This window comes from Allochromatium humboldtianum (assembly GCF_013385175.1).
GTDB classification, from domain to species: domain Bacteria; phylum Pseudomonadota; class Gammaproteobacteria; order Chromatiales; family Chromatiaceae; genus Thermochromatium; species Thermochromatium humboldtianum.
Genome location: NZ_JABZEO010000008.1, coordinates 61,148 through 82,881 on the forward strand (window position 1 = coordinate 61,148; position 21,734 = coordinate 82,881).

20 protein-coding genes and 1 riboswitch are annotated in these 21,734 nt (G+C 63.7%); of the genes, 8 read left to right on the top strand and 12 right to left on the bottom strand.

Annotated features, from left to right (window positions below):
* Positions 1 to 55: 55 nt before the first annotated feature.
* From HW932_RS12850 to HW932_RS12885, 8 genes are all read right to left on the bottom strand, one after another.
* Positions 56 to 790, bottom strand: a complete 735-nt coding sequence (locus tag HW932_RS12850; protein ID WP_176976893.1) for a cytochrome c1 — start codon at positions 788 to 790, stop codon at positions 56 to 58.
* Positions 787 to 2,031 carry a cytochrome b gene (locus HW932_RS12855; RefSeq protein ID WP_176976894.1) on the bottom strand — a complete coding sequence of 415 codons (1,245 nt, stop codon included), beginning with the start codon at positions 2,029 to 2,031 and terminating at the stop codon, positions 787 to 789. The genes HW932_RS12850 and HW932_RS12855 overlap by 4 nt, the downstream gene beginning before the upstream one ends.
* The gene (gene petA, locus HW932_RS12860) at positions 2,031 to 2,624 is read right to left on the bottom strand and encodes a ubiquinol-cytochrome c reductase iron-sulfur subunit (protein WP_176976895.1); all 594 of its coding nucleotides are present in this window, start codon (positions 2,622 to 2,624) and stop codon (positions 2,031 to 2,033) included. The genes HW932_RS12855 and petA overlap by 1 nt, the downstream gene beginning before the upstream one ends.
* Positions 2,625 to 2,831: 207 nt before the next feature.
* Positions 2,832 to 3,596 carry a Nif3-like dinuclear metal center hexameric protein gene (locus tag HW932_RS12865; RefSeq protein ID WP_425485119.1) on the bottom strand — a complete coding sequence of 255 codons (765 nt, stop codon included), beginning with the start codon at positions 3,594 to 3,596 and terminating at the stop codon, positions 2,832 to 2,834.
* Positions 3,597 to 3,771: 175 nt separating this feature from the next.
* Entirely contained in the window at positions 3,772 to 4,512 is a 741-nt protein-coding gene (phbB, locus tag HW932_RS12870) for a beta-ketoacyl-ACP reductase (RefSeq protein WP_176976896.1), read from the bottom strand.
* 191 nt (positions 4,513 to 4,703) lie between these two features.
* Positions 4,704 to 5,066: a phasin family protein gene (locus HW932_RS12875; protein WP_176976897.1), complete on the bottom strand. Its 363-nt coding sequence runs from the start codon at positions 5,064 to 5,066 to the stop codon at positions 4,704 to 4,706.
* Between the two features lie 182 nt (positions 5,067 to 5,248).
* Positions 5,249 to 5,713 carry a polyhydroxyalkanoate synthesis repressor PhaR gene (gene phaR, locus HW932_RS12880; RefSeq protein ID WP_176976898.1) on the bottom strand — a complete coding sequence of 155 codons (465 nt, stop codon included), beginning with the start codon at positions 5,711 to 5,713 and terminating at the stop codon, positions 5,249 to 5,251.
* Positions 5,714 to 5,861: 148 nt separating this feature from the next.
* A complete protein-coding gene (locus tag HW932_RS12885) occupies positions 5,862 to 7,046 on the bottom strand; it encodes an acetyl-CoA C-acetyltransferase (protein WP_176976899.1) in 1,185 nt (394 codons plus the stop codon).
* Between the two features lie 150 nt (positions 7,047 to 7,196).
* Between HW932_RS12885 and phaE the strand changes: the two genes are divergently transcribed.
* A complete protein-coding gene (gene phaE / locus HW932_RS12890) occupies positions 7,197 to 8,270 on the top strand; it encodes a class III poly(R)-hydroxyalkanoic acid synthase subunit PhaE (protein WP_176976900.1) in 1,074 nt (357 codons plus the stop codon).
* 57 nt (positions 8,271 to 8,327) lie between these two features.
* Entirely contained in the window at positions 8,328 to 9,395 is a 1,068-nt protein-coding gene (locus HW932_RS12895) for a class III poly(R)-hydroxyalkanoic acid synthase subunit PhaC (RefSeq protein WP_176976901.1), read from the top strand.
* A gap of 120 nt (positions 9,396 to 9,515) precedes the next feature.
* Here HW932_RS12895 and HW932_RS12900 read toward each other — a convergent pair whose 3' ends face one another.
* Entirely contained in the window at positions 9,516 to 10,109 is a 594-nt protein-coding gene (locus tag HW932_RS12900; protein WP_246296813.1) for a hypothetical protein, read from the bottom strand.
* Between the two features lie 32 nt (positions 10,110 to 10,141).
* The gene (locus tag HW932_RS12905) at positions 10,142 to 12,217 is read right to left on the bottom strand and encodes an EAL domain-containing response regulator (RefSeq protein WP_176976903.1); all 2,076 of its coding nucleotides are present in this window, start codon (positions 12,215 to 12,217) and stop codon (positions 10,142 to 10,144) included.
* 106 nt (positions 12,218 to 12,323) lie between these two features.
* Positions 12,324 to 12,431, top strand: a riboswitch (TPP riboswitch).
* A gap of 178 nt (positions 12,432 to 12,609) precedes the next feature.
* Between HW932_RS12905 and thiC the strand changes: the two genes are divergently transcribed.
* From thiC to dtd, 3 genes are read left to right on the top strand one after another with little or no spacing between them, the layout of a single operon-like run.
* Positions 12,610 to 14,502, top strand: a complete 1,893-nt coding sequence (gene thiC / locus HW932_RS12910) for a phosphomethylpyrimidine synthase ThiC (RefSeq protein ID WP_176976904.1) — start codon at positions 12,610 to 12,612, stop codon at positions 14,500 to 14,502.
* 15 nt (positions 14,503 to 14,517) lie between these two features.
* Entirely contained in the window at positions 14,518 to 15,480 is a 963-nt protein-coding gene (gene pip / locus HW932_RS12915) for a prolyl aminopeptidase (RefSeq protein ID WP_176976905.1), read from the top strand.
* Complete coding sequence (dtd, locus tag HW932_RS12920; protein ID WP_176976906.1) at positions 15,477 to 15,914, top strand: D-aminoacyl-tRNA deacylase; 438 nt, start codon at positions 15,477 to 15,479, stop codon at positions 15,912 to 15,914. The genes pip and dtd overlap by 4 nt, the downstream gene beginning before the upstream one ends.
* Positions 15,915 to 16,010: 96 nt before the next feature.
* Here dtd and HW932_RS12925 read toward each other — a convergent pair whose 3' ends face one another.
* Positions 16,011 to 17,615: an alpha-isopropylmalate synthase regulatory domain-containing protein gene (locus HW932_RS12925; RefSeq protein ID WP_425485120.1), complete on the bottom strand. Its 1,605-nt coding sequence runs from the start codon at positions 17,613 to 17,615 to the stop codon at positions 16,011 to 16,013.
* Positions 17,612 to 19,009: a threonine synthase gene (thrC, locus tag HW932_RS12930; protein WP_176976907.1), complete on the bottom strand. Its 1,398-nt coding sequence runs from the start codon at positions 19,007 to 19,009 to the stop codon at positions 17,612 to 17,614. Before thrC ends, HW932_RS12925 begins: the two co-directional genes overlap by 4 nt.
* 273 nt (positions 19,010 to 19,282) lie before the next feature.
* Between thrC and HW932_RS12935 the strand changes: the two genes are divergently transcribed.
* From HW932_RS12935 to HW932_RS12945, 3 genes are all read left to right on the top strand, one after another.
* Positions 19,283 to 19,540 carry a DUF4212 domain-containing protein gene (locus tag HW932_RS12935; protein ID WP_176976908.1) on the top strand — a complete coding sequence of 86 codons (258 nt, stop codon included), beginning with the start codon at positions 19,283 to 19,285 and terminating at the stop codon, positions 19,538 to 19,540.
* A gap of 12 nt (positions 19,541 to 19,552) precedes the next feature.
* Positions 19,553 to 21,352: a sodium:solute symporter family protein gene (locus tag HW932_RS12940; RefSeq protein WP_176976909.1), complete on the top strand. Its 1,800-nt coding sequence runs from the start codon at positions 19,553 to 19,555 to the stop codon at positions 21,350 to 21,352.
* Between the two features lie 174 nt (positions 21,353 to 21,526).
* Complete coding sequence (locus HW932_RS12945; RefSeq protein ID WP_176976910.1) at positions 21,527 to 21,673, top strand: hypothetical protein; 147 nt, start codon at positions 21,527 to 21,529, stop codon at positions 21,671 to 21,673.
* Positions 21,674 to 21,734: the final 61 nt, after the last annotated feature.

The following is a 21,734-nucleotide window of genomic DNA, read 5'->3' on the forward strand; positions in this document are numbered from 1 at the left end:
CAAGGCGGGAACGAAAAGCGGCGGCCTGGGATCAGGCCGCCGCCGTGGCGTCCGATCAGTGGACGTCCTTCCAGAACTCCTTCTTCAGGAGATAGGCGAGGATGAACAGGAAGCCCAGGAACAGGAGCACATAGCGACCGAGACGCTCACGTTCGAGCTGGAAGGGCTCGCCCGCGTAGGTCAGGAAGTTGGTGATGTCCCGGACCATGGTGTCGTATTCCTTCGGCGACAGTCCGCCTTCCTCGACCAGCTTCAGGCCCTTGATGGTCGGCTCGCCGCCCGGCTCGTGCGGCGGCTGCATGACGGCCTCCTGGCGTCCCTGGAGATCGCCCAGGACGTGCGGCATACCGACCAGCGGGAAGAGCACGTTGTTGACGCCATAGGGGCGCGTGTCGTCCAGATAGAAGCTCTTGAGATAGGTATAGACCCAATCCGACGAGCGCCAGCGCGTCACCAGCGTCAGATCCGGCGGAACCACGCCGAACCACTTGAGCGCATCATCGTCGGTCATGGACTTGGTGATGAGATCGCCCGGTTTGGCGTCGCCGAAGAGCAGGTTCTGACGCAGTGCGATCTCGTCGATGCCCAGATCCTTGGCGAGACGGTTGTAGCGCATGTACTGCAGCGAGTGACAACCCGTGCAGTAGTTCATGAAGTACTTGGCGCCGCGCTGCAACGAAGCCTGATCGCGCAGGTCGATGTCGGCGTGCTGCAGGGCCGGACCGCCGCCGGAGGCCAGCAGGGCCGTCGGCGCCAGCAACAACAGGGTGGCAAGGATCAGCTTTCTCATGATGTCACCCTCTCAGGAACGGGCTTGGTCTTGTCCAGCGAGCTGTAGATCGGCATCAGCAGGAAGTAGGCGAAATACAGCACGGTGAAGATCTGCGACAGCAGGGTGTAGAAATCGGACGCCGGCTGGATGCCCAACCAGGCCAAGGCCACGAAGGAGACGACGAAGATGCCGGTCGCCCACTTGAAGATCGGACCCTTGTAGCGCATCGACTTCACCGGGCTACGGTCGAGCCAGGGCAGCACGAACAGGATCAGGATGGCCGCGAACATCACCACCACACCGGGGAACTGCGAGCCATACATGGGCGGCACGGCGCGCAGCATGGCGTAGAAGGGCGTGAAGTACCAGACCGGCGCGATGTGCGCTGGGGTCTGCATGGGGTTGGCCGGCTGGAAGTTCGGCGCCTCCAGGAACAGTCCGCCCATGGTCGGATTGAAGAACATGACGTAGCTGAAGATCGCCAGGAAGACGACCACGCCCATCAGATCCTTGACGGTGTAATAGGGATGGAAGGGAATGCCGTCGGCCGGGGCCTTGTCGCTCCAGCGGTTGCCCTTGGGGCCTTCCTTGATCTCGATGCCGTCGGGGTTGTTGGAACCGACGTGATGCAGGGCGACGATGTGCAGGAACACCAGCCCGGCGAGCAGGAAGGGCAGCAGGAAGTGGAAGGCGAAGAAGCGGTTGAGGGTCGCGTCCGAGATGACGAAGTCGCCGCGCACCCAGACCGAGAGATCCTCGCCGACGACCGGGACCGCCGCGAAGAGGTTGACAATGACCTGCGCGCCCCAATAGGACATCTGCCCCCAGGGCAGCAGATAGCCGAAGAAGGCGGTGGCCATCATCACCAGATAGATGACGACGCCGATCATCCACAGCAGCTCGCGCGGCTTGCGGTACGAACCCCAGAGCAGCCCACGGAACATGTGCAGATAGATGACGATGAAGAACATCGAGGCGCCGGTCGAATGCATGTAGCGGATCAACCAGCCCCAGTCGACATCGCGCATGATGTACTCGACCGAGGCGAAGGCCAGGGTGGCGTCCGGCTTGTAGCTCATGGCCAGCCACACGCCCGTGACGATCTGGATGACCAGGGTCAGGATGGCCAGCGAGCCGAAGAACGACCAGAAGTTCAGGTTCTTCGGGGCATAGTATTCGGAGAGATGGTTACGCCAAGTCTCCGACAGCGGGAATCGCTTGTCGATCCAACTGAGGTTTTCGGTCTTTTCAGCACTCATCAGGCGCTCCCTCGATCCTCACCAATGAGGATGGTGGTGTCGTTGAGATAAACGTGCTTCGGGATCACCAGATTGGTGGGCGCCGGGACGTTCTTGAACACGCGCGCCGCCAGGTCGAACCGCGAGCCGTGACAGGGACAGTGGAAGCCGCCCTTCCAGTCGGCGCCCAGGTCATCGGGTCCGAACTCGGGGCGATAGGTCGGCGAGCAACCCAGGTGGGTGCAGATACCGATCGCGACCAGATACTCGGGCTTGATCGAGCGGGTCGGGTTCTTGCAGTAGTCCGGTTGCTGGGGCACTTCGGATGTGGGATCCACCAGCTTGGGATCGTTGGTGGGCAGGGCCGCCAGCATCTCGGGGCTGCGATGCACCACCCACACCGGCTTGCCGCGCCACTTGACGCGCAGGAGCGCACCCGGCTCCAGCTTGCTGATGTCCGCCTCGACCGGCGCACCGGCCGCCCGAGCACGGGCACTCGGATTCATGGATGCGACGAACGGGACGAGCGCGTAGCCGGCACCCACGGCACCGACCACGCCGGTCGCGGCAACGAGCACTCGTCGCCTCATTTTGTTCACGCCTTGCGCGCTCATAGGCCAATATCCCCCGGCTGATGCGAGCACCGCCCACGGCCAACCCCAGGCGGGTACCTCACGCAGCTTGGATGAAACTTCAGGTGGAAAATTTTGAGAATAGGACGATCGATGCAAAATCGACCGCGCATTCTCCGTGATTTCAGCGGGATTGGTCAAGGACGGAGCGAATACGACCATCCTCGCCGGCGCTGTGCCGGACGTCCGTCACGCTGGATTGTCGATCTCGACGAAGCGATGCCATAGCCCGAACCGGTCGGCCAGATGCTCGCCAAGCGCCTGAATGCCATAGCGTTCCGTTGCATGATGGCCGGCGGCCAGATAGCAGAGATCCAGCTCGCGCGCCTGATGCGTGGTCTGTTCGGAGAGTTCTCCGCTCAGGAAGGCGTCGACGCCGAGACCGGCGGCCTGTTCGAGATAGCCCTGACCGCCGCCCGTGCACCAGGCCACGCGCTCGATGACGCCGTTTTCGCGTCCGACCCGCTGCGCCGGACGTGCCAGCCGTTGCGAGACATGGGCGGCGAAATCCTCGGGCGTCATCGGCTGGGCCAGGCAACCGACCCACACCAGACCATTGGCCAGCGCGGTCGGTTCCATGTCGATGAAATCGAGCCGGCGACCGAGTGTGGCATTGTTGCCGAGTTCGGGATGTGCATCGAGCGGTAGATGATAGGCGATCAGACTCGCCCCCGCCCTGAGCAATGTCCTTGCGCGCCGTCCCTTGATGCCGGTCAGGCAGGGGTTCTCGCTCTTCCAGAACCAGCCGTGGTGGACCAGGATGGCGTCGGCCTGCTCAGCGATGGCCGCTTCGATCAAGGCCGCGCTGGCCGTGACGCCGGAGACGAGGCGCTGGATCGGGCGCTCGCCCTCGACCTGCAAGCCGTTCGGCGCATAGTCGGCAAAGCGCGCGGCTTCGAGCAGGTCGTCGCAATAACGGATCAGATCACGGACGTCGATCATGGCAGTGGTCATCAGGTCGGTGCGTTCGGCGTCACTGGCAGACTGGATGCGCTTGATTCTACCGAAAAAAAAGCCCGGCGGGCGCCGGGCTATAAACGTCTCATGATGAGAGAGACGAGGAGGACTCGGTGAGATCCTGAGCGGTCGGGCTTTGTAATCTGATGGTCGCGCCCGACCGGATCTGAAATCAGTGCATGAACAGACCGCCGTTGACCGGCAGATTGGCGCCCGTCATATAGGCGCTCTCGTCGCTAGCCAGGAAGGCGATGGCAGCGGCGATCTCGTCGGGCTGGGCCATGCGACGCATGGGGATGCCGCTGATGATGCCGTTACGGATTCCATCGTCCATCGCCAGGGTCATGGCGGTCTCGACATAGCCGGGCGAGATGGTGTTGACGGTCACGCCCTTGGAGGCGCCTTCCTGAGCCAGGGCCATGGTGAAGCCGTGCATACCGGCCTTGGCCGCCGAATAGTTGGCCTGACCGAACTGGCCGCGCTGACCGTTGACCGACGAGATGTTGATGATACGTCCGAAGCCGCGCTCCAGCATCCCGTCCCACACCTGACGGGTGACGTTGAAGACGCTGTTGAGGTTGACGTTGATCACGGCCTCCCAGTGCGCCAGCTCCATCTTCTTGAAGGTCTTGTCGCGGGTGATGCCGGCGCAGTTGACCAGGATATCGACCGGGCCGAACTGCTCGGTGATCTCACGGACCATGCGCGCGCTGTCGTCGAACGAAGACACGTCGGCGGTGATGACGGCAATGTCGAACCCCTCGGCCGCGCGGGCCTGCTTCCACTCCTCGGCGGCGGCCGCCTCGGACGGGTGGCAGTTCGCCACGACGGTGCAGCCATCCTTTGCCAGGCGGGTGCAGATCGAGGTGCCGATGCCGCCGATGCCGCCGGTGACGAGTGCGATACGAGCCATGGGGTTCCTCCAGGAGTCTTTGGAATTATTGAAACGTTGGACAGAAACGAACTTCAAACTTCAAGGACACTGTACTACCAAGGGGCGGGGCAGGTGAAGCTTTGGAATCCATTGGGCGTGCTCCCGGCCGGAACCGGAAGCACGCCCAATGGCGATCCATCCGTGGATCGCCGCCGCTGGCGTCGCGTGTCTTAGACGGCGACGCTCTTGCGCAGGTCTTCGCTGACGTCGTTCAGGCTCTTCTCGAACCACACGCGGTATTCGTCGCGGGCATCGCCGAAGAACTGCATGGTGGCCTTGCTCTCGGCCATGACGCGCTCGCTCAGTTCCTTGGTGGCGTCGACCTGCCCCTTGAAGAGGTCGTTGTAGCCCTTGGACTCGGTGGCCAGCTTCATCAGGCGCATGCTGTGATCCATGTACAGGTTCACGGCGTCCATCTGACGGGCGGCCAGCTTCTCGAACAGACGCACGTTCAGCTCACCGAAGCTGGTCATGCGCTCGACGTTCTTGTTGGTCCACTCGTTGACGGTCTTGAGGCTGTCGGTGGTGTTCATGGCTTGATCTCCGAAGGTTTGTGCAGTGCAGCAATGTTGCATTGCACAATAAAGCCGCGACCGATGGCCGTCAAGCGCAATTTTCGCAATCCTCAGTATTGCCAACGGCGTCGCCGCGCCATGAGGTTCCTCGCCTTGTCTTGACGCGCACCGAATCGAACACTCTCCGACCTGAACCTGCCTCATGGCGGACCCTTCTTGCGCGGCGCGACCGGAAAGCCGGCCGCGCGCATGAGTTCGTCCTGAAGATCGGCCCAGATCTCGACGTTCTTATGCGTCAGGCGTGTCACCGTCTCGAATGGATTGTCGGTGAGCGCCTTGGCCACTTCCTGCTGCTGCTTGGCGAACAGGTCGAGTGAGGATTCCAGATAGCGGGCGAAGGTGCCCTGAAGGGTGCCGCCGTAGAAGCGGATGACCTGCGCCAGCATGTTGGCGCTGAACAGCGGCTGACCGCCTGTCTCCTCCTCCAGCATGATCTGGAGCAGGATGGCGCGTGTGATGTCGCTGTCATTGGCACTGTCGAGGACGCGGAAAGGCTGCCCGCTCATCACCAGATCGCGCACATCGGCGAGGGTGATGTAGCGGCTGACCTCGGTGTCGTAGAGGCGGCGGTTCGGATACTTCTTGATGATGCGCTCGCTGTTCATGGGCACCTGGACGGGTTCGGCTGGTCGTTCGAAAAATCTACCCCAATCGCACGAACGCCCCGCCGATCCGGGACCGGCAGGGCGTTCGATGTATGGAGCGAGGCGGGAGGCTCGATCCGCCGGCGGTTCATGACCGGCGGACGACGGCTCACATCCGCTCGACCGCCAGCGCCACGCCCTGGCCGCCGCCGATGCACAGCGTCGCCAGACCCTTCTTGGCATCACGCTTCTGCATCTCATAGAGCAGGGTCACGAGCACGCGCGCACCGGAGGCGCCGATCGGATGACCGATGGCGATGGCGCCGCCGTTGACGTTGACCTTGGACAGATCCCAGCCCATGTCCTGGTTGACCGACATGGCCTGCGCGGCGAAGGCTTCGTTGGCCTCGATCAGATCCAGATCCGCCGGGGTCCAGCCGGCCTTCTCCAGGCACTTGGTCGACGCCGGGATCGGACCCGTCCCCATGATCGCCGGATCGACGCCGGCGCTGGCGAAGGCCACCAGACGCGCCATCGGCTTCAGACCCAGCTCCTTGGCCTTGGATTCCTTCATCACCACGACCATGGCCGCGCCGTCGTTGATACCGGAGGCGTTACCCGCCGTGACGCTGCCGTCTCTGGAAAACGCCGGACGCAGCTTGCCCAGACTCTCGGCCGTGGTCCCGTGACGCGGGAACTCGTCGGCATCGAACACCTTCGGATCGCCCTTGCGCTGCGGGATCTCGATCGGAATGATCTCGTCCTGGAAGCGGCCGGCCTTCTGCGCCGCCTCGGTCTTCTGCTGCGAGGCGGCGGCGAAGGCGTCCTGCTGCTCGCGCGTAAAGCCGTACTTCTGGGCGATGTTCTCGGCGGTCGTGCCCATGTGGTAGTTGTTGAAGGCATCCCAGAGACCGTCGACGATCATGGTGTCCTTCATCGACCAGTCGCCCATGCGCTGACCGTCGCGCGAACGCGGCAGGACGTGCGAGGACTGGCTCATGCTCTCCTGACCGCCGGCGATCACGATGTCGGCATCCCCGCAGGCGACGGCCTGCATCGCCAGATGCACCGCCTTCAGGCCGCTGCCGCAGACCTTGTTGATGGTCATGGCCGGCACCGAATGCGGCAGACCGGCGTTCAGGGTGGTCTGACGGGCGGGGTTCTGACCCACGCCGGCGGTCAGCACCTGGCCGAGAATCACCTCGTCGATCTGTTCCGGCGCGATCCCGGTGCGCGCCAGCAGGCCCTTGAGCACGGCGGTGCCGATCTCGGTGGCCGAGAGTGAAGACAGACTGCCGCCGAAGGTTCCGATGGCGCTGCGACCGGCGTCGACGATGACGATGTTCTCGCTCATGGCGTGGATGTCCTCTGGATTCTGTTTGGAAATGGACGAGCGTCCCCGATATGGGGTCGCGGCGAGCAGATTCTACGCATCTTTGTTGCAGTGCACAAATCCGCATGATACCGTTCGCCCAACACCACGCGCCACGAGGAGGGTACGTCCATGAGCAATACCAATTTCTTCAACGACGACTGGCTCGAACTGCAACGCAAGTACTGGGACAGCTGGACCGACATGAGCCGCAAGGCCATGGGTCTGGACACCGAGACCAAGACGACCACGCCCTGGGAAGCGGCGATGGATCAATGGTGGAAGGCGATGTCGCCCGCCGCGCCGGATCTGTCGCGCACCTTCATGGACAAGATGATGGAGCAGGGCAAGAACTTCTTCCGCCTCGCCGACACCTTCGCCAAGCGCGCCGACGAAGGCAGCGCGGCCAATGGTCTGGAACTCTGGACCAAGACGCTCGAAGACATGCAGAAGCGCTTCAGCGGTTCGCTCGACGACAACGGCAACACCATGCAGCGTCTGATGTCGTTCTGGGAACTGCCGCTCGACAACTGGCAGCGCATGATGTCCTCGCTGTCGCCGATGCCGGGCGACATGCTGCGCAACATGCCCCATGATCAGTTCAAGGACAGCCTGGATCGCGCGCTCTCCGCGCCCGGTCTCGGCTACACCCGCGAGGAACAGAGCCAGTACCAAGAGCTGATGCGCAGTGCCATGGAATACCAGGCCGCGCTCCAGGAATACACCAACGTCTACACCCAGCTCGGCGCAAAGTCGGTCGAGCGCATGGGCGCCTACATCCAGGGCGTCATCGACAGCGGCAAGACCATCGACTCGGCGCGCGCGCTCTATGACAACTGGGTCGCCTGCTGCGAAGGGGCCTATGCCGACGAGGTCGCCACTCCAGAGTACGCCCGTATCCACGGACGCCTGGTCAACGCCCAGATGGCGCTCAAGAAGCGCATGTCGATCCTGGTCGACGAGAACCTGGGCGCGATGAACATGCCGACCCGCAGCGAACTGCGCACCCTCCAGGATCGCCTCCAGGAGACACGTCGCGAGAACAAGGCCCTGCGCCACAGCCTGCACAGTCTGGAACGTCGTGTCGCGGCCCTGGCCGGCGAGGAACCGGCGAGCAAGCCCGCCACCGCGCTCAGGTCGCCCGCCCCGGCCGCCGCCAAGGCCCCGACGCGTCGTCGCACCACCAAGACCAATCCGGCCGATTGATCTTCGAGCAGTCGATCGAACAGCAGGCTCAACAGACAGAATCAGAGGACAGAGATCATGTTCCCCATCGATATCCGGCCGGACAAACTCACCCAGGAGATGCTCGACTACAGCCGCAAGCTGGGTCAGGGCATGGAGAATCTGCTCAACGCCGAGGCCATCGACACCGGCGTCAGCCCCAAGCAGGCCGTCTACAGCGAGGACAAGCTTGTCCTCTATCGCTATGACCGGCCCGAGGGCGCGCCCAAGGCTCAACCCGTGCCGCTGCTGATCGTCTATGCCCTGGTCAACCGGCCCTACATGACCGACATCCAGGAAGACCGCTCCACCATCAAGGGACTGCTGGCCACCGGCCAGGACGTCTATCTGATCGACTGGGGCTACCCGGATCAGGCCGACCGCGCCATCACGCTCGACGACTACATCAACGGCTATATCGATCGTTGCGTCGATCATCTGTGCGAGACCCACGGCGTCGACAGCGTCAACCTGCTCGGCATCTGTCAGGGCGGCGCCTTCAGCCTCATGTACAGCGCGTTGCACCCGGAGAAGGTGCGCAACCTCGTGACCATGGTCACGCCGGTCGACTTCAAGACCCCGGACAACCTGCTCTCGGCCTGGGTGCAGAACGTCGACATCGACCTGGCGGTCGACACCATGGGCAATATCCCCGGCGAGCTGCTGAACTGGACCTTCCTGTCGCTCAAGCCCTTCAGCCTGACGGGTCAGAAGTACGTCAACATGGTCGATCTGCTCGACGATCCGGACAAGGTCAAGAACTTCCTGCGTATGGAGAAGTGGATCTTCGACAGCCCGGATCAGGCCGGCGAGACCTTCCGTCAGTTCATCAAGGACTTCTACCAGAACAACGGCTTCCTCAACGGCGGCGTGGTGCTGGGCGGACAGGAAGTGAACCTGAAAGACATCACCTGCCCGGTGCTCAACATCTTCGCGCTCCAGGACCATCTGGTTCCGCCGGATGCCTCCAAGGCGCTCAAGGGTCTGACCAGCAGCAAGGATTACACTGAGCTGGCCTTCCCCGGCGGTCACATCGGCATCTATGTCAGCGGCAAGGCGCAGAAAGAGGTCACGCCGGCCATCGGCAAGTGGCTGAACGAGCGTTGAACGGCTAACCCGCTATCAGCCGCCGGGGTGATTCCGGCGGCTCAGCATGAAGCCTGGAACTCGCTTTTCCATGGAGTCCCTGGATTCTCGACCCCGAGGCAGGACTCAACCAGACAGGATTCAATCCTGGATGTAGAAATGCCGCCAGCCGATCCCACTGACCCGGATCAACTGCTCGAAGAATGCCGGCGTCGGCACGGCCTCACCGGGAAAGACCTCCTCGACACACACGAATACACGCCCGAATCCGCCTTGCTGTTTCCAGTCCCAGAGCCAGGGCGGGCGCGTCTCGGCACAGGACGGACACCGCACGCCGGCATGTGGATGCGTGGCCCAGTGATCCACCAGTTCACGCCAGCCCGACAGGGGCGCGCGACATCCGACACAGCGAGGTGAACGTGTGTTGCGGCCGACCATCAGTCTCGGGTAAGGACTGACCGGCGGGACACGAATGTGCGAAAAACGTCCAGCGTTCCGATTGTCGCGAATCTGGACGGCGCACCCGGCAAAGGTCAGCAGGCTCAGAAAGCCCGGACCAATGGCGAAGGCACGCTCGCCCCGCACCGACAATGGCTCGCCCAGGAATCCGGACTGACGCAATCCCTCGATCAGCAGATCGACGTCCGGGACGCGATGGGGATCGGCGGGTGTCAGGATCAGGCGCCCCGTATGGAGACGGGCGTCCTGTCCATGGGTGTCGAGATCTCCAGGCATCGGGGAGTCGTTCACATACAGAGGATCGGGTTTCATTGCATCAATGTTTGGAAATCGAAGTCCAGGTCCGGACTCGGCAACTGGAGATAATGTCCCTGGATGAATTCGGGTCGGCACATCCAGACACGCCGCAGATCGTCCGGACCGTCGATGCCGGGCACGATCAAGGAAATATCCTGTGAGCGAAATGCCTGAACCACGTTCGGCAGATAGGCCGGATCCGTCGCCCGCCCAGCCTCGATAGTCAACTTGGCGAGCCTGACACCCAGCTTCGCCAGCAACTGCGCCTCGTCCTCGCGACCCATGACGCCGGCGGCACAGACCTCGATGTCCTGTTCGGCCAGACGCGCAAAGATGGATTCGGCCTCGGCGCGTCGCCGCTGAATCTCCGCGATCTGGAACTCCAGCACGGTGCGCGTATGGAGCGGGGCGATATGGGTCCGTTGCTGTCTCAACCAATTCCACCAATCCGAGATCGCCAATGTGGTGAGGTTCTGATGTACCAGCAGCCGAGGCAGCGCCCCCAAGCCGGCCTGCTCGGCCAGGGTCTGCCAGGTACGTTGCAACACCCAACGGTCGATCTTCGACGTGAGTTCGGCGCGTGCGGCGACGGTCAGGAAATCCGCCGGCGAGAGTTCCTCTCCACCGATGGTCCGCAACCGGACCTGCGCCTCGTAGAGGCCCTCGGCATGGGGATCGACCGGCAGGATCGGCTGAAAGAGCAAGCGTAGTCCATCCTGCTCCAGGGCGGTCCTGACCAGACGCTTGATCACGGCCTCGGTCATGACGGTCGCGCTCTCCGTGGTGACGGGCGACCAGAAGTGCACCCGATCGCCGCCCGCCTGAGCGGCGCTCCGAACCGCCAGCTCGACGCGCGCCAGCAAGGCGGACAGATCCGCCGGCGGCGGATTGAAACAGGACACACCGATGCTCAGCGTCATCGGCTGAATGTTGGCCGAGTCGCGCGGTGCGAGGCCCTTAACATGCTCGTGCAACTGATCGGCCAGTGCCTGGAGCTTCTCGGGACCATCGCGCCTGACCAGAATGGCATAGCGGAAATCGTCCAGGCGCGTGGCCGCCTCGTTCACGTTCAGATGTCGCCCCAACACCTGCTCCAGCTCGCGCAGCCGGCGCTCGAGTCCGCCGTGGCCCAAGCGTTCGAGGAGGCGGCGGCCCGAATCCAGATCCAGCAGCAGGAGCCCTTGGCGTTCGCTGCCCGGCGCCCAGTTTTGAAGTAGATGCTCCAGATACGACATGAAGACCTCGCGCGGCAGGAAGCCGCGCGCACTCTCACGACGATTGGCCAGCCGGAACCGATCCTGGAGCCAGCGAGACAGACGCAGTTGTCGCTCGATCGCCGCGACCAGGGCGTCGCGCCCAGCCGACATCGGGACGAAGCCATCGCCGCCGGCCCTGAGCGCCCACAACTGCCGGATCGGATCTGTCTCGTCGGTCAGAAAGAGGATCGGCAGACCATGGAACTGCTCGTCGTCGCGAATGATGGCCGCCAGCTCGATGCCCGACACCTGCGAGAAGTTCATCTCCAGCAGCAGCAGGTTCGGCCTGAAGGCCGCCATGCGCGCCAGGAGCTTCATGGGGTCGCTGAGGATCAGCGTCTTCATGCCGACGGCGGCGAGCATGTGCGACAGGCGTCGACCCGCGTCGGGATTCTCCACCGCCAGGAGGATGCGATAGCGCGAGGCTTCCAGGAAGCCGCACAGGGCCAGGATCCGACTGGCGAGCCGCCGCACCGATACCAATCTGGGGACATAGCTGACGAGACCGGCCCGTCGAGCCGCGAGACGGCGCGCGAGCGTCTCCTCGCCACGCTCCTGATCGGCGGCCAGACCGATCAGACTCGGGCGCCGGCGCGTGGATTCGGCGATCCGCTCACACAGGGCCTTGAGCCGTTCCTCACCGGGAATCAGAGCGAGATCGAGCACGACGACCTCGGGGGCGCACTCGGCCAGGGTCTGCATGAGACGCTCGACATCCTCGAACACCTCGACCCGGACGCCGTGCGCTTCGAGCAGGGGGCGCAAGGATTCGGTCAGCGTGGTTTGCGTGCTCAACACATGGACGTAGCCACTGGGTCCGGTACTGGTCATCGGCGCTCTGTCACCTGCTGCGATTGGTTCGATCTGGACCGGAAATTGTAGAGAGATTCGGGCGTCTATTGAAATCGCGATCTCCTTTCGTTAGCTTGCCTGTCTGAAATGCCGCTGGGGGTGTCCGTGACGCCATCGTCGATCACGGGCTGAGAGCAGACCCTTCGAACCTGACCCGGATCATGCCGGCGCAGGAAAGCCGGCGCGAGCTTCGACCCCGTCGATCCTGGCCCCAGGCGCCTCGGCGCCCGGCCGCGCTCCACCCGCCTTCACTGTCGCCTCCAGACCGGAACCTCCAGGTCCAGGTTCGGTCATGGACACCGCCGGCGATCCCGATCCAATCCCAGACGCCCGCGCGCGTCGCCCGAGCCGGCCACCGCCGAGGATTTCCGATGAGCGCCATCCCGCACGACTTCGTCCGCAAGACCGCCCAGCTCTCCGAGGAGGTGACACGGCCGTTTCCCAACTCGCGCAAGATCCATGTCACCGGCTCGCGTCCCGACATTCGGGTGCCGATGCGCGAAGTGACCCTGACGCCGACTCAGACCAATCAGGGGCCGGAAGAGAATCCGCCGGTCCTGATCTATGACACCTCCGGTCCCTATACTGATCCGGAAGCGCGCATCGATCTGCTCGCCGGTCTGCCGGACATCCGCTCGGGCTGGATCGCGGAACGCGAGGATACCGAACAGCTCGACGGGCCGACCTCTGCCTTCGGGCGTGAGCGCCAGAACGATCCTCAGCTCGCCCATCTGCGCTTCGAGCATCTGCGCACTCCGCGCCGCGCCAAGTCCGGGCGCAACGTCACCCAGATGCACTATGCGCGTCAGGGGATCATCACGCCTGAGATGGAGTACGTCGCCATCCGCGAGAACATGCGTCTGGACGAGCTGCGTGCCGATCCGCGTTACGCCAAGCTACTGCGCCAGCATCCGGGGCAGTCCTTCGGCGCGGCCATCCCCGAGACCATCACGCCCGAGTTCGTGCGCGACGAGATCGCGTGCGGGCGCGCCATCATCCCGGCCAACATCAATCACCCCGAGCTGGAGCCGATGATCATCGGGCGCAACTTCCGGGTGAAGATCAACACCAACATCGGCAACTCGGCCCTGACCTCGTCGATCGAGGAAGAGGTCGAGAAGATGGTGTGGTCGGCGCGCTGGGGCGGCGATACGCTCATGGATCTCTCGACCGGCAAGCACATCCATGAGACGCGCGAATGGATCCTGCGCAACGCGCCCATGCCGATCGGTACCGTGCCCATCTATCAGGCGCTGGAGAAGGTCGACGGCAAGCCCGAGGAACTGAGCTGGGAGATCGTGCGCGATACGCTCATCGAGCAGGCCGAACAGGGGGTGGACTATTTCACCATCCATGCCGGCGTCCTGCTGCGCTATGTGCCGCTGACGGCCGATCGGCTCACCGGCATCGTTTCGCGCGGCGGATCGATCCTGGCCAAGTGGTGTCTGGCCCATCATCAGGAGAACTTCCTCTACACCCACTTCGAGGAGATCTGCGAGATCATGAAGGCCTATGACGTGGCCTTCAGTCTGGGCGACGGGCTGCGTCCCGGCTCGCTGGCCGATGCCAACGACGCCGCGCAGTTCGCGGAACTGGAGACGCTGGGCGAGCTGACCCAGGTCGCCTGGAAACACGACGTCCAGGTCATGATCGAGGGTCCGGGACATGTGCCCTTGCAGATGGTCCGGGAGAACATGACCAAGGAGCTGGCCGACTGCTTCGAGGCGCCCTTCTACACCCTCGGCCCGATCGTCACCGACATCGCCCCAGCCTACGACCACATCACATCCGGCATGGGCGCGGCCAACATCGGCTGGTACGGCACCGCCATGCTCTGCTATGTCACGCCCAAGGAGCATCTGGGCCTGCCCAACAAGGAGGACGTGCGCGAGGGCATCATCACCTACAAGATCGCGGCCCATGCGGCGGACCTGGCCAAGGGGTTGCCGGGCGCGCAGATCCAGGACAATGCGCTGTCGAAGGCGCGCTTCGAATTCCGCTGGGAGGATCAGTTCAATCTCTCGCTCGATCCCGAGCGCGCGCGCGAATATCACGATGCGACCCTGCCGCATCAGTCACACAAGGTCGCGCACTTCTGTTCGATGTGCGGCCCACACTTCTGCTCGATGAAGATCACCCAGGACGTGCGCGACTATGCCGCCAATCAGCGCATCGAGAACCTGGATGCCGCCGTCGCGGAAGGGATGCGCGAGAAGGCGCGCGAGTTCCGTGAGGACGGCGCGGCGATCTACAAGGCGGTCTGACCGAGGGAGGCACGCATGGACACCCAGGCCACCGATTTCCATCCCATCACCGAACCCTTCGCGGTCCATGAGCTGATCGTCGACAACGGCCATCGGCTCTATGTGGAGGAATGCGGCCGCCCCGACGGCATTCCGGCCATCTTTCTGCACGGCGGACCGGGCGCGGGGTGCGAGCCGGCGCATCGCGGTTTCTTCGATCCCGAGCGCTACCGGGCGGTGCTGTTCGATCAGCGCGGCTGCGGGCGCTCGACGCCGCACGCCTCGCTCATGGCCAATACCACCTGGGATCTGGTCTCGGACATGGAACTGATTCGTCAGCAACTCGGGATCGAGCGCTGGCTGGTGTTCGGCGGTTCCTGGGGGTCGACGCTGGCGCTGGCCTATGCCGAGACCTATCCGGAACGGGTCTCCGCTCTGATCGTGCGCGGGATCTTTCTCTGTCGTCCGCAGGAGATCCGCTGGTTCTATCAGGAGGGGGCGAACTGGGCGTTTCCCGATCTCTGGGAGGATTTCCTGGCGCCGATCCCGAAGGACGAGCGCAGCGATCTGCTCGGGGCCTATCACGCGCGGCTCACCAGCGATGACGAAGCCGTTCGGCTGGAGGCGGCGCGCGCCTGGTCGATTTGGGAGGGGCGTACCGCGACCTTGCTCGCCAATCCCAATGTCCAGGCCCATTTCGCCGATCCGCACGTGGCCCTGAGTCTGGCGCGCATCGAGAGCCATTATTTCGTCAACGGGGCTTTTCTGGCGCCGGATCAACTGCTGCGCGACGCGCATCGGCTGGCCAATATTCCCGGCGTGATCGTCCAGGGACGCTATGACCTCATCTGTCCCATGCGCTCGGCCTGGGAGCTGCATCAGGCTTGGCCGACGGCTGAATTGCAGGTCGTCCCGGATGCCGGGCACTCGGCCTTCGAGCCGGGGATTCGTCGTGCCTTGGTGGCGGCAACCAATCGCTTCGCGCGCGAGCCGGCATGATCGGTCTGCTGCAACGGGTCAGCGAGGCGCGGGTGGTGGTCGCGGGCGAGGCGGTCGGCGCCATAGAGCGCGGGTTGCTGGTGCTGGTGGGCGTGCAGCGCGGCGACGACGAGGCACGCGCCGAGCGGTTGCTGGAGCGGCTGCTCGGCTATCGGGTCTTTCCCGATGCGCAGGATCGCATGAACCTGAGTCTGCGCGACATCGACGGCGGTCTGCTGCTGGTGCCGCAGTTCACGCTCGCCGCCGACACCAAAAAGGGCACGCGCGCCAGCTTCACGTCAGCCGCGCCGCCCGACGAGGGTGAACGGCTATTCGATCATCTGGTCGAGCGCGCACGTGCCGCCCATCCCAGAGTCGCCACAGGTCGGTTCGGGGCCGACATGCAGGTCGGCCTGATCAACGACGGCCCCGTGACCTTCTGGCTCGAAACCTGACTGGAGTCCAGCAAACGTCCTTGGCGATCCGAATGCTCCGATGGTCTGTCTGGTGGCCACGTTCGTCGATGCCCCCCAGTCGATCGAAAACGCGCTTCAGACCGTACCCTCACGCCTGGACTCGGCCAACGCCCGATGCATCTGAATATTGAGCATCCGCATGGTCGCACCAATGGCGGCGAACACCTGATTGGCATGGACGCCACGGGTCCGTAGCTCACCGCGCTCGGTCTGCCAGGTGATACTGCATTCGGTGAGCGCGTCGGTCCGCCCCCCCTTGGGAATGCGAACCTCATAATCGATCAGCGGCGGCAGCCCCAGCCCCTGACGCTTGAGGATGCGCCCGAGCGCATTGGTGAAGGCATCGAAGCCGCCATTGCCCGCGCCCGTGCCGGTGAAGACCTGATCGCCGAGTCGGATCTTGATCCCGGCCATCGACTCCAGATCCAGGCTCGACGAGACCGTGCAGGACAACAGCTCGGCATGGTCGTAGTCCTTGCTCTCCAGCACCTCGGCGATGATGAAGGGCAGATCCTCAGTCGTGATGGTCTTCTTGGAATCCCCCAGCTCGACGATGCGCTGCAAGACCTTGCGCTGATTCTCCTCCGACAGCTCGATGTCGAGCCGTTCCAGATTCTTGGCCAGCGACGCCTTGCCGGCGAGCTTGCCGAGCGCATATTTACGCCGCCGCGCAAAGCGCTCGGGCGAGAGCCGGCTGTGATAGAGGCTGCCCTTCTTGTCGCCATCGGCATGGATGCCGGCGGTCTGGGTGAAGACATCCGCCCCGACGATCGGCGCATTGTCGCTGATCCGCTTGCCCGAAAAGGACTCGACCAGCTCGCTGACGCGCGCCAGATGGGTTTCGTCGATCCCGAGTGCGCAGTCGAGCTGATCGCGCAGATTGACCGCGACCTCGGCCAGCGACGCATTCCCCGCTCGCTCGCCGAGACAATTGACCGTGCAGTGGACCGCCGCCGCGCCGGCCTGGACGGCCGCCAGCACATTGGCGGTCGCCAGCCCGTAGTCGTTGTGCGGATGGAAATCGAACTGGAGCGACGGAAAACGCCCAACCATGTCCGAGATCGCGGTGAAGACCTGATCCGGCGTCATCACCCCGAGCGTGTCGGGCAGCATGAAATGTCCGATCCCGACATCGGCCAAGCGCTCGACCAACCCATAGACATAGTCCGGGTTGTCGCGATAGCCGTTCGACCAATCCTCCAGATAGAGATTGACGCACAACCCCTGCGACTGCGCCAGCGCGATGGTCGCGCGCACGTCGGCGACATGCTCATCGAGCGTCTTGCCGAGCTGACCGCGACAGTGCTTCTCGCTGCCCTTGGCCAACAGGTTGAGCACCTGACCACCGGCCCGCCGGATCCAGTCCACGCTCGCCCCGCCATCGACGAACCCCAGCACCTCGACCCGCTCGGCCAGTCCGCGCTCCCTGGCCCAGTCGATGATCTGGGCCACGGCGCTGGCCTCGCCCGAGGAGACGCGGGCCGAAGCGACCTCGATCCGGTCGACCCGCACCTGTTCGAGCAAGACCTTGGCGATGTTGAGCTTCTCGGCCGGCGCGAATGACACGCCCTGAGTCTGTTCCCCGTCGCGCAGCGTGGTGTCCATGATCAGGACACGCTGTCCGGATAGCTTCCGCGCCGGCTCGTTCACGACCGACGCCTTCAGAACCGAATCCGTCATGCCGCAGACACCGCCTCGAGCGTCGCCTCGATGTGTCCCTTCACGGCCTCAGCGGTCGCCTCCAACTCGGCACAACGCGCCTCCTTCTCCAGCAGACCCTGGAGCGAGGGCGGCGGCGGCGCCTCACACCCGATGGCCTGGACGACGGCTTCACCGAACTTGGCCGGATGCGCGGTGGCCAGACACACGGCCTCGGGCAGATCACGCGCCGCGCGCACCCCGACGGCGGTATGCGGACAGAGGATGTAACCGCTCGCCTCATAGGTCGCGCGGATCTGGTCGAGCGTCTCGGCATCGCTCACAGCCACCGCGTCGAAGTCGGCCTGGGCCTGACGATGCCGCTCGGCAGAGACTTCGAGCCGTCCGGTGCGCTTGAGATCGTCGAGCAGCGCGCACACCCGCGCCTGATCGCCGTCGTGCAGATAATAGAGATAGCGCTCGAAGTTGGAGGCGATCTGGATGTCCATCGCCGGGCTGAGCGTCTGATGCACGGCGTCCTCGACGGCATAGACGCCGCTGTGGATGAAACGGGTCAGGATGTCGTTGCGATTGGTGGCGATGACGAGGCGATCGATCGGCAGCCCCATGCGCTTGGCCAGATAGCCGGCGAAGACATCGCCGAAGTTGCCCGTCGGCACCGAGAAGCTGACCCGGCGTTCGGTATCGCCGCCCGTGATCCGGCCCCAGGCATAGAAGTAGTAGACGGTCTGCGCCAGGATGCGCGCCCAGTTGATCGAGTTGACTGCACCGAGCCGATAGGCCGACTTGAAGGGCAGGTCGTTGAACAGTGTCTTGACGATGTTTTGCGCGTCGTCGAAGGTGCCGCGCACCGCGACATTGTGGACATTGCCGTCCAGCACCGTGGTCATCTGCCGTTCCTGGATCGGCGAGACCCGGCCCTTGGGATGCAGGATGAAGATCTGGATGCGCTCCTTGCCGCGCACGCCATAGATGGCCGCCGAGCCGGTGTCGCCCGAAGTGGCGCCGACGATGTTGAGCCGACCGCCCTCGCGTTCGAGCAGATACTCGAACAGGTTGCCAAGCCATTGCAGCGCCACGTCCTTGAAGGCCGCCGTCGGACCGTGGAAGAGTTCGAGGATGCGCGTCTCGCCCGCCGCCGCCACAGGCGTGACTTCGGGATGACTGAAGGTCGCATACGAGCGATTGATCAGCGCCTTCAGATCGGCGCGCGGGATCTCGTCACCAATGAAAAGTGTCGACACTTCGAGCGCCAGATCCTGGAAGCTCAAGTCCGCCCAGGCGCGCAGTCGCGCTGGTTCCAGGACGGGTATATCGGACGGAACCAGCAAACCGCCATCGGTCGCCAGCCCCATCATCACGGCTTGCGCGAAACCGATCGGCTCGATTCCGCCGCGGGTACTGATGTAATGCATTGTGTTCTCTACAAGGTGACTAGGGTTCCGGATACGCCGCTCTCACGGCGAATATCGATGGATTGAAACGTTGACAGCACGCCAAGCGCGACCAGACAATGCCGACAATCCGATCGATAAGGCAGAACGAAACGGATGCATCATAACCAACGAGGGGGCTTCTGCCATGTTTTAAGCGCACCGATCCGCGTCCCGGCGGTCCTCGGCTGCGCGCGCCCCGTCACCCCGCCCTTTCACGGCTCATACCGCAAACCTTGAACGGAGTGACATGACATGACACCTGACAAGCGTGCGGACTATTGGAGAGCGAATCTTCGCTATCTAACAGTCCTATTGATCGTCTGGTTCATCGTTTCCTACGGCTTCGGCATTCTGCTCGTCGAACCGCTGAACGCCATCCATCTCGGCGGCTACCCGCTCGGCTTCTGGTTCGCCCAGCAGGGTTCGATCTATGTCTTCGTGGCGTTGATCTTCGTCTACGCGGCCTTGATGAATCGTCTCGACAAAGAATTCGACGTCGGCGAAGAGTGAGGAAACGACCCAATGACCCCACTTGAACTCTGGACCTATTCCATCGTCGGCCTGACCTTCGCGATCTATATCGGCATCGCGATCTGGGCACGCGCCGGCTCCACCAGTGAATTCTACGTCGCCGGCGGCGGCGTGCATCCGGTCGCCAATGGCATGGCGACGGCGGCCGACTGGATGTCGGCGGCCTCCTTCATCTCCATGGCCGGCATGCTCGCCTTCGGCGGCTACGGCGGCTCGGTGTTCCTGATGGGCTGGACCGGCGGCTATGTGCTGCTGGCCCTGCTCCTGGCGCCCTATCTGCGCAAGTTCGGCAAGTTCACGGTGCCCGAATTCATCGGCGACCGCTACTATGCCAACTCGGCGCGCGTGGTGGCCGTCATCTGTCTGATCCTGGCCTCCGTGACCTACGTCATCGGCCAGATGACGGGTATCGGCGTGGCCTTCGGACGCTTCCTCGGCATCTCCTACGAGATGGGCATCCTGGCCGGCATGGGTATCGTCGCCGTCTACGCCATCCTCGGCGGCATGAAGGGCATCACCTATACCCAGATCGCGCAGTACGTGGTGCTGATCTTCGCCTACACCATCCCGGCGATCTTCATCTCGCTGAATCTGACCGGCAACCCCATCCCGCAACTGGGTCTGGGCAGCACCTATATCGGCGACGACAGCGGTGTCTCACTGCTGGCCAAGCTCGATCAGGTCGTGAGCGACCTCGGGTTCAAGGAATATACCACCCAGGTGATGGGCAGCACGCTCAACATGTTCGTCTACACCCTGTCGCTGATGATCGGTACCGCCGGTCTGCCGCACGTCATCATCCGCTTCTTCACCGTGCCCAAGGTTGCCGATGCGCGCTATTCGGCCGGCTGGGCGCTGGTCTTCATCGCCATCCTCTACACCACGGCTCCGGCGGTCGGCGCCATGGCGCGTCTGAACCTGATGGACACCATCCAGATCGGCCCGGTCGGCGAGGAAACCGGCAATCTGGTCTACGACGAGCGTCCGGATTGGTTCAAGCGTTGGGAGACCACCGGCCTCCTGAAGTTCGAGGACAAGAACGGCGACGGTCGTATCCAGTACTACGACGACAAGAACGCCGAGTTCGCCGCCAAGGCCGAGTCCTTCGGCTGGAAAGGCAACGAGATGGTCACGGTCAACAACGATATCATGGTGTTGGCCAACCCCGAGATCGCTCAATTGCCTAACTGGGTGATCGCCCTGGTGGTCGCCGGCGGTCTGGCGGCGGCGCTCTCGACAGCCGCCGGTCTGCTGCTGGCCATCTCCTCGGCGATCTCGCACGACCTGCTCAAGGGCGTGTTCATGCCGCAGATCACCGAGAAGAACGAGCTGATGGCCGGGCGTCTGTCCATGATCGGCGCCATCATCCTCGCGGGCTATCTCGGCATGAATCCACCCGGATTCGCGGCGGGAACCGTGGCCATCGCCTTCGGTCTGGCGGCCTCCTCGATCTTCCCCGCACTCATGCTCGGCATCTTCGCCAAGCGCATGAACAAGCAGGGGGCGATCGCGGGCATGGTCGCCGGTATCACCGTGACCCTGCTCTATGTGTTCCAGCACAAGGGCATCCTCTTCATTCCGGGTACCGACTTCCTGCTGCCCGACATGGGGATGGGCGCCAACTGGTTCTTCGGCATCACGCCCGAGGCCTTCGGCGCGATTGGCGCAGTGGCGAACTTCCTGGTCGCTGCGCTGGTCGCCGCGCTCACGGCCCCGCCGCCGGAGCACATCCAGCATCTGGTCGAGGACGTGCGCATCCCGCGTGGCGCCGGCGCCGCCACGGGTCATTGATCGGCCTCGGCCGCGCTTGACCTGAAAACGAGCCCCGCTTCGGCGGGGCTTTTTCGTGGTGCGAGATCAACCGCTATCCGGGCGTGGTTGTAATCGATACGCCCGACCCAAACCTCGGACTCCGGCGCCATCCGGTGCGCCATTCATCAGGCGATCTTCAGAGAGGTGACGATCATGGCCAATGGCTCTTCCCTGGCGGCGATGGAATTGATGGTGTTCCTCGGGCTGGTCGGCTGGCTGCTCTACTATCAGTACTCGAACTCGCGCAGCGACTCCAGCCAACCCAAGTCGAGCGACGAGACACCGAAAGAATCCGACTGAGTCTCGACATTTCACGACGTTCGGAGGCCGGCTCGCTTATCATTGACGCCGAATCGGCGGC

Excerpts from the sequence above, each read along its gene's own strand:
- HW932_RS12875 (WP_176976897.1), bottom strand. The coding sequence starts at position 5,066 with ATGAACACCACCGACAGCCTCAAGACCGTCAACGAGTGGACCAACAAG.
- HW932_RS12865 (WP_425485119.1), bottom strand. The coding sequence starts at position 3,596 with ATGACCACTGCCATGATCGACGTCCGTGATCTGATCCGTTATTGCGAC.
- thiC (WP_176976904.1), top strand. The coding sequence starts at position 12,610 with ATGAGCGCCATCCCGCACGACTTCGTCCGCAAGACCGCCCAGCTCTCC.
- HW932_RS12850 (WP_176976893.1), bottom strand. The coding sequence starts at position 790 with ATGAGAAAGCTGATCCTTGCCACCCTGTTGTTGCTGGCGCCGACGGCC.
- HW932_RS12900 (WP_246296813.1), bottom strand. The coding sequence starts at position 10,109 with ATGCCTGGAGATCTCGACACCCATGGACAGGACGCCCGTCTCCATACG.
- HW932_RS12935 (WP_176976908.1), top strand. The coding sequence starts at position 19,283 with ATGACACCTGACAAGCGTGCGGACTATTGGAGAGCGAATCTTCGCTAT.
- petA (WP_176976895.1), bottom strand. The coding sequence starts at position 2,624 with ATGAGCGCGCAAGGCGTGAACAAAATGAGGCGACGAGTGCTCGTTGCC.
- thrC (WP_176976907.1), bottom strand. The coding sequence starts at position 19,009 with ATGCATTACATCAGTACCCGCGGCGGAATCGAGCCGATCGGTTTCGCG.
- HW932_RS12925 (WP_425485120.1), bottom strand. The coding sequence starts at position 17,615 with ATGACGGATTCGGTTCTGAAGGCGTCGGTCGTGAACGAGCCGGCGCGG.
- phaE (WP_176976900.1), top strand. The coding sequence starts at position 7,197 with ATGAGCAATACCAATTTCTTCAACGACGACTGGCTCGAACTGCAACGC.
- pip (WP_176976905.1), top strand. The coding sequence starts at position 14,518 with ATGGACACCCAGGCCACCGATTTCCATCCCATCACCGAACCCTTCGCG.
- HW932_RS12855 (WP_176976894.1), bottom strand. The coding sequence starts at position 2,031 with ATGAGTGCTGAAAAGACCGAAAACCTCAGTTGGATCGACAAGCGATTC.
- dtd (WP_176976906.1), top strand. The coding sequence starts at position 15,477 with ATGATCGGTCTGCTGCAACGGGTCAGCGAGGCGCGGGTGGTGGTCGCG.
- HW932_RS12905 (WP_176976903.1), bottom strand. The coding sequence starts at position 12,217 with ATGACCAGTACCGGACCCAGTGGCTACGTCCATGTGTTGAGCACGCAA.
- HW932_RS12940 (WP_176976909.1), top strand. The coding sequence starts at position 19,553 with ATGACCCCACTTGAACTCTGGACCTATTCCATCGTCGGCCTGACCTTC.
- HW932_RS12885 (WP_176976899.1), bottom strand. The coding sequence starts at position 7,046 with ATGAGCGAGAACATCGTCATCGTCGACGCCGGTCGCAGCGCCATCGGA.
- phaR (WP_176976898.1), bottom strand. The coding sequence starts at position 5,713 with ATGAACAGCGAGCGCATCATCAAGAAGTATCCGAACCGCCGCCTCTAC.
- HW932_RS12945 (WP_176976910.1), top strand. The coding sequence starts at position 21,527 with ATGGCCAATGGCTCTTCCCTGGCGGCGATGGAATTGATGGTGTTCCTC.
- phbB (WP_176976896.1), bottom strand. The coding sequence starts at position 4,512 with ATGGCTCGTATCGCACTCGTCACCGGCGGCATCGGCGGCATCGGCACC.
- HW932_RS12895 (WP_176976901.1), top strand. The coding sequence starts at position 8,328 with ATGTTCCCCATCGATATCCGGCCGGACAAACTCACCCAGGAGATGCTC.